Below are 13,777 nucleotides of genomic sequence, written 5' to 3' on the forward strand. Positions count from 1 at the left end.
CTGCTCAGGGGAGAGGCTTATGGACTGGCCGAAGTAGAACTATGCTCTCGCAATGCGCATCATGGGATTCGGGCCGAGATGCCGAACGGACCTCGGCAATCCCTCGAAAACGAAGACAACTGCGCAGACCGCAGTAGAATTCGATTCTCGAAAGACATAGAACGTGGTTTCGCGAGCCGCGCTTCGTACCACCGACTGCCGGCCTCTCGACGGCAGTATTCTCATGCTCGGAGGGCCGATGGCCACCTCACCTGTTGTTCCGGATCCCGAACTCGTCGACGACCGAACGGATTCCGGCCGTCTCGATGACGACACCGGACGCCGGCGCATCATCGCGATCGTCATCGCGATGGTCCTGCTGGCGGAAGTCGTACCGTTCCAGCTATCGATGGTGGGAGCGGCGCTGCAGAAGATCACGAAGACGTTCTCCGGTGTCGGCGCCGACATCAACTGGGCCATCATCCTTCCCGGGGTGGTCGGCGCGGCCGTCACCCCGATTCTGGGGAAGCTCAGCGACATGTGGGGGAAGAAGCGCATCTTCCTGGTGTGCGCGGCGTTCTTCCTCGTGGGCAGCCTGCTCGACGCGCTCACGAGCAACTGGTGGGTGTTCCTGGCCGGGCGCGGACTACAGGCGTTCAGCGTCGCGATGTCGGTGATCACCTACGGGCTCGTGCGAGACCTGTTGCCGCGCAGATATGTTCCGCTCGCGCTCGGGGTGGTCGCCAGCGGTGTCGGGTTCTCCGCGGTGATCGGGCCGGTCGTGGCCGGACTGCTGGTCGACAACTACGACTGGCGGGCGATGTTCTGGTTCCTGGTGATCTACACCGCGGTCACGGCCGCGCTGTTCACCGTCCTGGTGCCGGAGAGCGCACTGCGGTCGCGGCAGCGCATCCAGCCGTACGGCGTGCTGGCGCTGGCGGTGGGCATGCTGGCCACCCTGATCTACGTGGACAAGGGTCACGACTGGGGCTGGGGCCGGCCGACCTCGCTGATCTGGCTGATCGCCGGGCTGGTGCTGATCGCCGCGTTCTACCTGATCGAAACCCGGTCCAGCGCACCGATCATGGACATGAGGTTGCTGCTCGGCCCGAAGATGCGCTGGACGCTGCTGATGGTCCTGTTCGGCATCGGCGGATTCGCCGTCGTACCCACCGCCACCGGCTACATGACCCAGACGCCGGGCGCGGAAGAGTTGCGGCAGAACGTGATCCAGGGTGTGCTCGCCCAGGCCCACCGGACCGCCGGGGTGAACCTGAATCCCGCCGCGGTCCACGTGACCCTCGATCCCGGATACCACTACGGCAGCGGGTACGGCATGCTCTCCTACGCGCTGCACATCGGCGTGATGACCGGCGCGGTCGGCATGATCTTCGGCCCGATCGCCGGGCTGCTGGCCCGGCGGATCGGGGCCCGGGTGCCTGCCGTGATCGCCTGTGTCGTCGTGATTCTCGTCGCGATCGGCTTCGCCTTCGCCGTGCCCCACTACTCCTGGGTGACCTTCGCGCTGCTGTCGGCCGTGTTCGGGATCGGCTTCGCGTTCTTCTACACCGCCGCTTCGGTTCTCATCGTCGACGGCGTTCCGGAAGGGCAGCACGGCATCGGCTCCGGGATGCTGGGGGCGATCATGGGGCTGGGTACCGCCATCGGCACCGCCGTCATGACCGCCCTCCAGGCCGCGCACCCGATCACCGCGCATATCGAGGTCATGGGACGCACTGTCACACAACCGATTCCGCAGGTGTTCGCCGACCGCGGCTATGTGCTGACGTTCTGGACCATGGCGGGTGCGGTCCTGATCGCCCTCGTCGTGGCCGTCGTCATGCGCCACGGCCGCGGCCCGAGTTCCGCGGGGTCGACCGAGCCGTGATCGGCTACCGCCGCGCCGCGCGCGTCGTGAACGGCAGGACCAGCCGGGACGGGTGCGCGGCGTCGCGGTAGATCTTGTGCGTGACCGGGCGGCCCACCGGCAGGTGGAACGCGTCCGGGGGCAGCAGCGCGTTGTGGTCGTCGGCCAGTGGTTCGTTGTTGGACAACTCGACCACCAGCCGGTGCCCCGGCCGGAAGGCCGCCGCGAACGGATAGAGGCGCAGCACGTACTCCTCGATCGCACCCGGTTCGACCGGCACCGCGCGGGTGTGCGGATGGTATGGGTCGCCCTCGGTGCTGCGGTCGTCGAGTTCGCGGTGCGAGGCCTTCAGGTAGCCGGTGGTGATCAGCTGCCGTTTCCCGTCGGGGGCGGTATCCCACAGGCGCAGAATGAAATTCGTGTCGTCCTGGTCGATCTCGGCGAACAGGTGCGCGGCGCCGGCGCCGATCAGTTCGGTGGCCTCCTCGAACGGTTCGGTGCTCCAGCTCAGGATCTCCACCTTGTCGGTGACGGTGAGCGGCGCCTGGTAGAAGCCGTCGGGCGCTGCGTATTCCACCCCCATGGGCTCCGGATCGGCGGCGAGCTTGCGGCGGGTACGCAGGTACAGCGGCCGGTACTCGACCCGCTTCGGCGGCCACTGCTCGCCGGTGACCCGTTCCCGCGTGCCCTCGACGAACACGGTGACCGGCGGTTCGTCCATCACTCCGTTGTCGATGCCCTTGATCCAGTAGTCGTACCAGCGGAACATCTTGTCGTGTTCCTCGACGAACGGCCGCGACTGCATCGGCGGATAGGGGCCGATGTCGAGCTTCTTCGGTCCGCGCAGCGCGTCGTACAGCTCCAGCGTGCCGTCCAGCGTCCAGCCGCGGCCCTGGTCGATCTGCAGGTAGACCGGGATGTCGATGTTCGGGGCCAGCGTGATCGGATTGCGTTCCTCGTACCAGTCACCGTCGAGGTTGTTCATCACGATGTCGAACCAGAATTCGCGGTTTGTGGGGTATTTCAGCACGTGCACGAGATTCGGCCACGCCGCCACATCGGGATCCCGCAGCCGCTCGTCGACCAGCCTCTTCAGCTCGTCCGGCGAATACCGTTCCCGCATCCGGGATTTCACGTTCGTGTGCGCGATACCCGAATCGCCGCCGCGTCCCTCGCGGGCGGCGCGCGGCATGAACCACATGATGCCGCCGTGGTAGGTGGTCTCGTAGAAATCGTAGTGACCGCCGCTGACGAAGATGGCCTTCAGATGCGGCGGCCGCTCGGCGGCGGCCAGCACCTGCATCGAGCCGAAGTAGGAGATGCCGATCATGCCGACGTTGCCGTCGCACCACGGCTGGGCCGCAACCCATTCGATGAAATCGTAGGCGTCCTGCCCGAGGGAGACCCCGCCGGCATTGTAGTTGCCGATCATCTCGCCGCCGGAGCCGCCGGAGCCGCGCAGGTCACCGATCACGTGGACGTAGCCCTCGCCGACCACTCGCGCGATGTCGCCGGCCTCGATGCAGCCGTCCCACATCGGGCTCGGCCGCCGCTGCGGCGGCATGGTGAGGGCCAGCGCCTGCAATTCCTTGCCGTACGGGCTCAGCGCCACCAGCGCGGGACGGGGCTTGTCCTCGACATCGCTGTAGGTGTCGGCGACCAGGGTGACCCCGTCGCGCATCGGCACCTCGAGATCGGTGCGGACGGCGATCCGGCGGCCGCCCGCCGCCCGCGTTGCGTACTCAGCCATGGGTGTGAAACTCCTTGTGTTCGTGCGGGTTCTGCTCGAACCGCGTGCGGTAGCCGTGCAGCGTCGTGAAGAACGGCGACGGCTCCAGCGTGGGATCGCCGGTGTAACCGAGCTCCGCGGCGACCGGGGCGAACGGCGAATACACCGAATCCGTGTGATGCAGACCGGCGCACAGGCATTCGTGCGACGCGGCGCCGACCCGGGTCTCGATGTCGAGACTCTCCCGCAGCGCCGCGCGCGCCTGCTCGGCGTCGAGTTCGACGCCGTAGGGCACGCCGTCCGCGCGGCGGTACGGATGTCCGAAATACATGGTGCGGGGCCGGATCTCGTCCCGCAGGTACCGCAGGCTCGCGCGGTAGGCGTCCGGGTCCTCGAATCCCGGGAAACCGTTGGCGGCCCCGTGCACCTGCACGGCGTCGCCGACGAAGACCGAGTTCTGCCCGTCCACCACATAGGCGACCGAGCCGGCGGTATGACCCGGGATCGAATGCACCGATACTGTGACACCGCCACCGAGCGAGAGGGTTTCGCCACCCTCGATGAGCACGGTCGGTTCCATTTCGCCGGAGATGACCGCCCGCGTCGCGGCGATCTGCTTCGCCTCCCCGCCGGGATCGTTCAGATATCGGTTGCGCCCGTTCAGGTACTCGTCCACATGCGCCCGGCGCGACCGCAGGAACGGCGCGTCGGCCCGGTGGATCACCACCTGCGCCCGGCGGCCGGTCAGCTCCCACAGCGCGTGCGCCCCGCCGACATGGTCGATGTGCCCGTGCGTCAACAGGATCCAGCGCACATCGGCGATGTCGCGGCCCAGCGCCGCGAGCGCCGGGGCCATCCCCTCGGCGGGGGAGGAGGCGATCCCGGTGTCGACGATCGCCGGCTCCGGGGCGTCGATGTAGAAGCTGTACAGGCCGAACCGGCCCCACGGGGAGACCAGGGGGTGGATCCGCACATCTCGGGTCATGGCTGTCTCCTCGTCAGCGCCGGTTCAGGAACGCGGCCGTCTCGGTGAAGGCCCGGTGGTATTCCGGGATCCACGAGAAGTGCTGCACGAAGCCGTGTCCCGCGCCCGGGTATCGGCTGATCGTCGTGTCCACCCCGGCCTCGCGCAGCCGCCGGCCGTAGAGTTCGCCCTCGTCGCGCAGCGGATCGTGCTCGGCGGTGATGATCAGCGCGGGCGGTAGCCCGCCGAGATCGGCCCGCCGGATCGGTGAGACCAGCGGATCCGCCGGATCCGCGCCGCTGTCGAGGTAGAAGGCGTTGAACGGTTTCAGGCCCGCGGTCTCGAGGCCGTAGCCCACGGCGTTCTCCCGCAGCGAGGGGTAGCGGTCGACGTCGAAGTCCAGATCGAGGGACGGGTAGTACAGCACCTGATGGGTGATCGCGCCGAAGCCCTCGTCGTGGGCCAGCGCCGCGACCGCCGCCGCGAAGTTGCCGCCCGAACTGTCCCCGGCGACCGCGAGAGTCACACCGTCCCAGCACAACTCGCCGGAATCGGCGGCCCAGCGCACCGCGGCGAGGCAGTCGGTCAGTCCCGCCGGATAGGCGGCCTCCGGTGCCCGGCGGTAGCCCACCGACACGACCCGCAGCCCGGTCTCCCGGGCGAGCGACCGCGCGATGTGGTCGTGTGTCTCCAGGCTGCCGAGGAAGAACGCGCCGCCGTGGAAGTAGATCAGCAATCCGTACGAGTCCGCTTCGGCCGGTGTGTAGATCCGGACCGGCACCTCGCCGGCCGGCGCGTCCCGGACCGAATGCAGCGGCAGGCGCTCGGAAACGGGCAGCACCTGTGACTCCTCGGCGGTTCGCAGCACCGCCGGATCGATCGGGTCCGGCGGGGGCGCGGGCAGCGTGGCGAGTACCTTCGCGATCTCCGGATGCAGCGTCACGACCGCACCGCCTGCCCGGCCCGCGCGGGCTTTTGCCCGGGGAAGACCTCGTCGAGTTCCTCCTCGCTCCAGCCCTGGCGCGAGATGCGCTGCAGTTCGTCGGTCACCGGCTTGCGGCCGGCCTGGTACGCCGCGAGCGCCGCGGGCAGGGAGTCGTTGTCGCGCAACGCGTCCGCGAGCGCGCCGGCGTCCAGGACGGCCGAGTTCGCGCCCTGCCCCTGGTGGTGCAGCATCGAATGCGCGGCGTCACCCACGAGGACCACCGAGTCCGAATGCCACGTGTCGACCGGATCGATGTCGTAGACCGCGCGGATGTTCACGGTGCCGAGGTCGAGATTGCGCGCGATGTCGACGATCCGCTCGTCGAAACCCTGGACCGTCGCGACGATGTCGTCCTTGGTCACCTCCGGCGCCCAGGTGCCGTCCGGGCACAACGCGGTGATGTCGAACGACACCTGGCCGCGGTGCCGCAGCGGCAGCAGATAGACCTTCGTCCCGCGGCCGATGTACATCCGGAGGTTGTCGTCGACGACCATCCCGTGGGCGTCGTCCGCGGAGATCACCGCGCGGTAGGCGTGCTCGCCGGAGAACACCGGTTCCCGATCGGCGAAGAGTTGTTTGCGCACAACCGATTTGATGCCGTCGGCGCCGACGACCAGATCGGCCGCCACGGTCCGGCCGTTGGTGAAGGTGAGTGCCGCGCGCGCACCGTGATCCTCGACGCGCTCGAGCTTGTGCCCGAGGTGGACCATGCCCTCGGGCAGCGCGCCCAGCAGGGCGTCGATGAAGTCACCGCGGTGGATCAGGTGGGTCTCGGTCCGCTCGGCGAAGTCGTCGGTGCCCGGCCAGTCCTCCTTGAGGATCCGCTCGCCGGTGGCGGTGAGGATCTCGAAGTAGTCGCTCGGTGAACTCACCTTCGCGATCGTGTCGAAGATCCCCCACCGGCGGAACCGGTCCATGGTGGCGGGCCGCAGGCCGATGCCCGCACCGACCTCCCGGATCTCGGAGGCCTGCTCGTACACGCCGACGTGGGCGCCGAGCAGGCTCAGCGCCCGGGCGGCCGACGCGCCGGCGTACCCCGCGCCGACGATGGCGATGGTCAGGTTCTTCAGGTCCGACGATTGCATCTCTCTCTGCTCTCAGTTCTGGATGGTGAGGAAGTCGGCGGGGTTCTCGACGAACAACGTCGTGATGGTGGCCTCGTCGACGCCCGCCGCGCGCAGGTCGGGGAAGAGGTCTTCGAAGAGGTAGTTCACGGTGTGGCCCTTGACGCCGGGCCAGCCCAGCGGGCTGCAGTTGGCGTCGGCCGAGGCGAGTGCCCGGTCCAGATGGCCGTGGCCGATGAAGCGCAGGAAGTGGTCGAGCCGTTCCTTGCGCGGCCGCGCCCAGAACGGTGGATCCTCGAGTTCGGTCTCGTAACCGAAGGTGTCGAAGCCGACCCGTCCGCCCTGCTCGGCGATCCACAGGTCGCGGGTCTGTTCCGCATTGACGCCGTCGTCGGCGTGCCCGAACAGCACACGATCCAGCGGCAGGCCCTCCTCGCCGAAGATCGCGATGGCGTTCTCGGCGTCGATCGCCAGATGGGTCAGGATCGGCACGCCGGTGGCGAGGGCGGCCCGCGCGGCCGCCCGATAGATCCGCTTGTCCAGCTCGGTCATTCGGCCACCGCGGCTCACCCCGACCTTGATCACGCCCGCGCTGCTGCCGGTGCCGCCGATGCCCACGGTGATCTCGTGGACGAAATGCTCGGCCAGATAGTCGACGCTCGCCCGCGCGAAGAACGGCAGCGCGGTGTCGCCGCCGACGAAGCCGGTGCAGGCGACGATGTGCACGCCGGTCTTCGCGGACAGCGACTTGTAATAGTCGACGTCGCGCCCGTTGCAGATCCCGGTCACGTCGACGAACGTGCCGCCGCCGTACTCGTGGAACGCGCGCAGCTTGGGAACGGTCTCCGCGTAGCGCTGCTCGGGGGACTTCCACCACTTCGTATCCAGTTCGGAGCCGGGCATGCCGTATCCGATGTGCTCGTGGACGGCCACGATGCCCAGCTCCTCCGGGGGGATCGGCCCCAGAACCGTGTTCACTCTCGACACAACACTCACCTTCGGGAAAGTCGGAACTCGTTGGGCGGCAATCAGTGCCGCGTCAGCAGCGCGCGCGGATTGGCCACGAGGATCCGCCTGAGGTCCTCCTCGGCGAGCCCACGCGCCGTGAGCAGCGGGACGAATGCGGTCAGCACGTGGCCGTACGGCAGCTCGCGGCCGGGACCGCCCTTGGCGACGCCGATCGCGTTGGCGGACAACAGGATCCGATCACCGTGCCCGGCCTCGACGAGATCCAGGACCAGCGCGGCGCGGTCGGCGTCGGCGATGTGGAGCTCGTCCTCCGTACCGACGTGGTCGAGCGCGACATACGCTCCGCGCCAGGCGATTTCGAGCGGCGCACCGGCGGCGACGGCGTCCCGGCGATCGAGTCCGCCGACGACCACCCGATCGGCCGGCAGTCCCTCGTCGAGGACAGTGCCGAGATCGTGCAGGGCGTCGGCGCCGTAGCGGACGGAGACCGGAACGCCGGTCTGCCGAGCGGCCCGCGCCGCCCCCCGGAACAGGCTCTCGTCCGTGGCCGTCATACCGGACGGTGTCGCGGTGGTGGCGACGATGCCCGCGGCGCCGCGGCGCTCCACGCGCGGAACCACCATGCCCTCGGCGACCTCCGCCGCGAACAGGTCGGCGAACTTGTCGGCCGGCCACGGAGTCGGCGGATCAGTCTGCGGCGTAAGGAAATACCCGCCGAGCAGCTCCTCCGGCCCCATCCCGGTCGACGCCACGATGTGCACACCGGTTGCGCGCGACAACGTCTCGTACAGCCGAACATCGCGACCGTGGAACATGCCGGTGCTGTCGACGATCGTGCCGCCGCCCTGCTCGCGGAACGCGCGCAACTTCGCGGCCAGCGTCTCGAAGATCTCGGCGCGGTCGATGGTGACGTCGAACGCGTACTCCGCACCCGGCACCACCGACAGCAGCGCCTCGTGCACCGCGACGACTCCCAGCTCCTCGGCGGGAACGGGTCCGAGCACCGTGTTCACGGTCGCAGTCCGGTCGCCCATCACTGGCACTTCCTTTCCATGCCGACGCAGCTCACGTCGTTGTCCTCTCGTCGGGCAGTCACCCCGCGCTCTCCTCGGGCGCCACCGGCCGCCGGGCCGGATCTGGGGCAAGTGATGCGGTCACGCCGCCGATGTGAACGGTGTCATAAAAGCTTACGTGATGTCAAATAAATGTTCTGAATGTAAATAAAGCTGCATGCCCGTACAAAGCTGGTCGCGACCCCGCCCGACCGCACCGCAGCAGGGCTGTGACCTGGTTCGATGCGGCCCGAACAACCGGTGCGGAGCTGCTCGACCATGAGCTCGCAGGTCCGGATCGCCGTCGGCAAGCCACCGGCAACCAGGGCGCCACGGCCGACGATCGGCCTACCGGACGGTCGCGCTCGGCCGACCGATGAGCCGAACCGCTCATCCAGGAGGTGACCCGGGTCATCAACCCGCCGCATTTCTCAGCACGGCGGTCGCGGCTGCCGGGAGTTGAGCTCGCTCGGCTGCCCGATGGTTCGGTTCGCCGATCCGCCTCGGCGCGCCTGACTGTCGATCGCGGTCGGCTGCCCGCCACCGGGCAGCCGACCGCGATCGGCTTTGTCTCGATTACCGAGCCGCCGCGTGGTCCGCCTGGATCTCGCCGAACTTCTGCGCGGTCACCGCCAGGCCGACCGGCAGGCCGGCCATGACGCTGCCGGCCATGCCGCCGAACGCCGCGGTGGTCCCCGCACCGGCGAGGCAGCCGCCGATCACGCCCGGAACGGTCAGGACCGCCGCCGACATCACGGTGGCCATGCTGCCCAGCGTGATCGCGCCGATCGGGCAGCCGACCACCGCGCCGACCAGTGCTCCCGCTGTGCCGCCGACACCGGCGGCCAGTCCGATGTACGGACCGGCGGCGTGCCAGGCCATGTTCAGGTCGGCGAGCACATCTCCGGAACCGGCGACCGGCGCGGGCGCAGCCAGGTCACCGATCGACGCGGGCGACACGCCGGCTGCCGACGTGGGCTCTGCGGCCACACCGCCCGGTGGGAGGGCTGTGGACGTGGTTGTCCCGGTGCCGCCGGCCAGCGGCAGAGCGGTCGCGGTGACCGACGTCGGCGCCTCGAGGCCGCCGGTTGTCGGCAAGTTCGTAGCGCTCGCCGGTACGGACGTGGCGACTTCGCTGGGTAGCGGCCCGGTCGGACGGGTGTGCGGCACGGCCGTCTCGGCGGCGCCCGTGATCGGCAGCGCCGCGTCGGTGGCGGTCCGGTCCGCAGTATCCGGGTCACCCGGCGCGGCGATCAAGCCCTGTGCGTGCAGGCGGTTGTACTGCTGCCCGGCCGCGTCGGCGAGGGCCGGGATGCCGGTGACCGCGCCGCCGAACGCGCCGCCCAGGCCGCCGAGGGTGGCACCGCCCAGGATGCAGCCGCCGACCACGCCGATCGGGGTCAGCGAACCGGCCGAGACGAGGGCGGTCAAGGTGCCGCCGGTGACCGCGCCGACCGGGCAGCCGATGATCACGCCCGCGGCGGTACCGATCAGGGTCCCGTCGTTCTTGGCGTTGCTGAACGCGCCGGTCATCGCGCCGACGGCCTGGTCGAGTTGCGCTTCGGGCGACTGCTGGGCCGCCGCGCCGTCGTCGGCGATCGCGTGGCCGGGTTCCGCCGCCGCCGAAGCCGGCAGGGCGGGTGCGGCCGTCGCGATGCCCACCGCGCTCGCGGTGGTGGCGATGGCCAAGGTTGCGATGGCCGTGGCCCGGGAGATGCTGTGCATGACTTCTCAATTCCTTCTCTTCGATCCCTCGCCCCGAGGGCGGCGGAAAAGTTCTGCGACCGGCCGTGGCCGGAAAATCATTCGGCCGGAACGAGTTCCGCGTCGACCAGTGGTTCCTCGGCGTCGGCGTCCCGGGACCCGAGCAAACCGACCAGGGTCAGCACCGCCGCGGCGGCCCCGCACAGTCCGGCCACCAGGAACGCGAGACTGTAAGCGCTGCCGAGGGATTCGAACGCCAGCGTGTGCAGGCTCGCGGGCATCGGGACCGGCGGCAGCTGTGGACCCGCGCCCGGCACCACGGGCATCGAGTTGATCGCCATCGCACCGCCCTCGTGCGCGATGCCCCCGGCGATGTCGGTGTACGGCGGCCGCAGCCCGGACTCGCCGAGTGCGGTGCCCAGTTCGTCGGTCATCCGGCCGTTGGCGCGACTGACCGCGATCGCGGCGATCAGCACCGGGCCGAGCGCGAAACCGAAGTCGCGCAACAGGTTCGTGGTGGCACTGGCCATCCCGGCCAGCCGCAGCGGGACCGTGTTGATCGCGACCGCGGTGATCGAGCCGACCGTCAGCGCGAAACCGATCCCCAGCGCCAGCATCGGCGCGATGAACACCGTCCAGCTCGGGTCGTCGATGTCGAAGGTCGAGGACCAGATGCCGCTGACGGCGATCAGCGCGAACCCGGTGGTGAGGACCCAGCGCGGGGCGACATTGCGGATCAGATACGAGACCACCGGCGCCAGCAGGAACGCCGGGCCCTGGATGAACAGGAACAGCACGCCGATCTTCAGTGCGCTCTGATGCTGCACCGCGCCGATCCGGATGCTCAGCGAATAGCAGATCGCCAGGAAGGCGAACATGCCGACGACCGTGGCGATCGCGACGACCGCGTAGGCCCGGTTCGCGAAGATCTTCAGGTTCAGCAACGGCACCGCGGTCCGCAACTCGATGACGACGAACGCGCCGAGCAGCACCACACCCGCGACGAACGCGCCGATGATCTCCGGCCGGCCGAATCCGGCCTCGGAACCCTGGGTCGCGCCGAACAGGATCGCGATCAGCCCGAGCGCCAGGGTGAGCTGGCCCGGGACATCCAGCTTGCGGCCCTCCGGCGCGGCCGAATCCGCGGCGAACTGCGTCACCGCGATCGACACCACCGCTGCCGCGATCACCACCAGATACGAAGTGCGCCAATGCCCCTGCTGCGCGAGCCAGCCCCCGAGCAGCGGCGAGACGGCCGCGCCGATCGAGAGGAATCCGGCCCACACGGCGATCGCCCGGGACCGCGCCTCCGGCGTCGGGCTCACCGCGGCGAGCATCGCCAGCGAGATCGGGTAGAGGATCGCGGCGCCGAGGCCCGCCACGACCTGGCCGGCCCAGAGCACCTGGACCGTGCCGGCCAGGTAGCAGATCAGCGAACCGGCCACAGTCGCGACGGCGCCCGCCTGCAGCAGGCGTTTGCGGCCGAACAGATCGCCGATCACGCCGGTGGTCAGTTCCAGCACCACCATCGGGATCGCGAAAGCGGCTGTGACCCAAGTCAATTGCGCGCCGGTGGTCTGGAATTCCTGCTGGAAGGTGCCATTGAGCGCGCCGGGCAGCGAGTACGCCACCTGGGCGAGGAGGACGGCGAAGCAGCCGGCGACCACCGTGGCGGTGTAGCCCTGCTTGCGCACAGCGATCTGCGTCATTGCGGATTTCTTCCTTGTTTCGATGAGACGGGCGAGACGTTCGCCCCCGCGGGTGTGAGTGCGCTCACCCGTAGAATGTGCAAGGTGTCACAAGAGTTGACGGACTGTCAAGATTATGAGCAATACGTATCAAGAATGACCATGGGGACCGGAACCCGATCGGCGTGCTATAGGCTGGCGGGCATGGCGACACTTCGCGAGGCGCAGCGGGAGATGACGCGGAAGCTCCTGCTCGACGCCGGCGTCACCCTGTTCGTGTCGAAGGGCTACGCGGCGACCACCGTCGACGACATCGCGTCGGCGGCCGGCACGACCCGGGTGACCTTCTACGCGTATTTCCCGTCGAAGGTCGACCTGATGAAGGCCCTCATCTCCGAGCGGCTCAACGCCGCGCTGGACCGGATCCCGTCGGCCGAGCACGGCACCACCGAACGCGAGCTGGTCGCCGTCGTCGAGGACGGATCCCCGGAGCGGATCCGGGCCTACCTCGACGCCACCTCACAGCGCTGGGAGGAGATCCGCCCGTACACGACCGCGGCCTTCGAGGCGGCGGCCGTCGACCCGGAAATCCGTGCGCTGCTGGACGAATGGCTGAACGAGGCCATCGGCGACATCGAGGAGGGCCTGAACCGCGCCGACCGCTTCCCGGCCGGCACCCGGCACTTCCGCAGCGTCATCGCGATCACCGAACTGGATCACGTCGCGCGGCACTGGACCCCCGGGCACTGGGGTGTCCGGCACGCGGAGATGCTGGACGTCCTCACCGAGAGCTGGGCAGGCTCGATCGGCCGTCGCTGATCAGGGCCGGGCGGCGTCGAACAACAGCTGCCGCAGCCAGCTGATGAAATGCTGGTCGCCCAGGTGCGGATTCCAGACCATGTCGATCCCGAGCCCGGGCAACGGGAAGGGGAACTCCTCGATCCGCACGTCCAGCATCGTGCGCATGGCCGCGGCCACCCGGTAGCGCAGCAGGCCGACCCCGCCCGCGCCGGCGATCAGGTAGGGGACCAGCAGGAAATCCGAGATCCGGCGGCCGACGTGATAGTCGATGCCGTGCTCGTCGAGCACCGAATACGGGAAGACCCGCCGCTCGCCGTCGACGACCACGTGCGGCACGCTGGTCACCAGTTCGAGCGCGCTCGCCGCCGGCGGGGTGTCGGTCGACGCCACCACCACGATCCGGTCGTCGTACAGCCGTTCGCGCGGATACGGCGAGGTGTGGGCCTCGGAGATCAGCACGACGTCGACGCCGTGCTCGGTGAAGGTGGCCTCGGCCGGCACGGTGATCGTGCGCAGTCGCAGGGTGGCGTGCGGCGCCTGCTCGGCGAGCAACCGGCCCAGCCGCGGCCCGAGGACGAAGGCCGTGCTGGTGGTCATGGCGACGGTGACGACCCGGCGGTCGGTCGCCGGATCGAAACCGCGGGAGTCGATCACGTCGGCGGCCTGTTGCAGCAGCGACCGCAGCGGCGCGATCAGTTCCAGCCCGCGCGGGGTCAGCGCCGCCGCGCCGCCCTGCCGGACCAGCAGATCGTCACCGAGCAACCGTCGCACCCGGCCCAGGGCGTGGCTCATCGCGGGCTGGGACAGGCCCACCCGCTCGGCGGCCCGGGTCACCGAGCGCTCCTCCAGCACCGCGAGCAGGGGTACGAGCAGATTGAGGTTGACCGACGCCAGTCGATCCACCCCCGAACCTGTGGCACCCTCGTCGTCGCTCATCGCGACGAATTTACGCGACCTCGAGGCCGACCCCGCGCA

At 69.3% G+C, this 13,777-nt stretch carries 11 protein-coding genes; 2 read left to right on the forward strand and 9 right to left on the reverse strand.

Going from position 1 to position 13,777, the window contains the following annotated elements; genetic code table 11:
• The first annotated feature begins 238 nt into the window (after positions 1–238).
• Positions 239–1,867, forward strand: a complete 1,629-nt coding sequence (locus tag NRB56_RS07165; RefSeq protein WP_153339751.1) for an MFS transporter — start codon at positions 239–241, stop codon at positions 1,865–1,867.
• Positions 1,868–1,871: 4 nt separating this feature from the next.
• Here NRB56_RS07165 and NRB56_RS07170 read toward each other — a convergent pair whose 3' ends face one another.
• The 8 genes from NRB56_RS07170 to NRB56_RS07205 all read right to left on the reverse strand — a co-directional run bounded on the left by NRB56_RS07170 (position 1,872) and on the right by NRB56_RS07205 (position 12,022).
• On the reverse strand, positions 1,872–3,596 hold the full coding sequence (locus NRB56_RS07170) for a CocE/NonD family hydrolase (protein ID WP_153339752.1): 1,725 nt from the start codon (positions 3,594–3,596) through the stop codon (positions 1,872–1,874).
• Positions 3,589–4,560 carry an MBL fold metallo-hydrolase gene (locus tag NRB56_RS07175; RefSeq protein ID WP_153339753.1) on the reverse strand — a complete coding sequence of 324 codons (972 nt, stop codon included), beginning with the start codon at positions 4,558–4,560 and terminating at the stop codon, positions 3,589–3,591. The genes NRB56_RS07170 and NRB56_RS07175 overlap by 8 nt, the downstream gene beginning before the upstream one ends.
• A 13-nt stretch (positions 4,561–4,573) precedes the next feature.
• Positions 4,574–5,482: an alpha/beta hydrolase gene (locus NRB56_RS07180; RefSeq protein ID WP_319942681.1), complete on the reverse strand. Its 909-nt coding sequence runs from the start codon at positions 5,480–5,482 to the stop codon at positions 4,574–4,576.
• The gene (locus tag NRB56_RS07185) at positions 5,479–6,609 is read right to left on the reverse strand and encodes an FAD-dependent oxidoreductase (RefSeq protein WP_153339755.1); all 1,131 of its coding nucleotides are present in this window, start codon (positions 6,607–6,609) and stop codon (positions 5,479–5,481) included. The genes NRB56_RS07180 and NRB56_RS07185 overlap by 4 nt, the downstream gene beginning before the upstream one ends.
• Before the next feature lie 12 nt (positions 6,610–6,621).
• Entirely contained in the window at positions 6,622–7,575 is a 954-nt protein-coding gene (locus NRB56_RS07190) for a phosphotriesterase family protein (protein WP_319942682.1), read from the reverse strand.
• A gap of 41 nt (positions 7,576–7,616) precedes the next feature.
• Positions 7,617–8,591, reverse strand: coding sequence for a phosphotriesterase family protein (locus NRB56_RS07195; protein ID WP_153339757.1), 975 nt, complete (start codon positions 8,589–8,591; stop codon positions 7,617–7,619).
• Positions 8,592–9,185: 594 nt separating this feature from the next.
• Positions 9,186–10,334 carry a hypothetical protein gene (locus NRB56_RS07200; RefSeq protein ID WP_153339758.1) on the reverse strand — a complete coding sequence of 383 codons (1,149 nt, stop codon included), beginning with the start codon at positions 10,332–10,334 and terminating at the stop codon, positions 9,186–9,188.
• Between the two features lie 77 nt (positions 10,335–10,411).
• A complete protein-coding gene (locus NRB56_RS07205; RefSeq protein ID WP_153339759.1) occupies positions 10,412–12,022 on the reverse strand; it encodes an MFS transporter in 1,611 nt (536 codons plus the stop codon).
• Between the two features lie 183 nt (positions 12,023–12,205).
• On the opposite strand from NRB56_RS07205, the gene NRB56_RS07210 reads away from it, so the two are divergent.
• Positions 12,206–12,820, forward strand: a complete 615-nt coding sequence (locus NRB56_RS07210; protein ID WP_153339760.1) for a TetR/AcrR family transcriptional regulator — start codon at positions 12,206–12,208, stop codon at positions 12,818–12,820.
• On the opposite strand, the gene NRB56_RS07215 is transcribed toward NRB56_RS07210, so the two are convergent.
• Positions 12,821–13,738 (reverse strand): LysR family transcriptional regulator, encoded by a 918-nt coding sequence (locus NRB56_RS07215; protein ID WP_153339761.1) that lies wholly within the window; start codon positions 13,736–13,738, stop codon positions 12,821–12,823.
• Positions 13,739–13,777: the final 39 nt, after the last annotated feature.

The sequence above is a fragment of the Nocardia aurantia genome (assembly GCF_009604425.1).
GTDB lineage: Bacteria > Actinomycetota > Actinomycetes > Mycobacteriales > Mycobacteriaceae > Nocardia > Nocardia aurantia.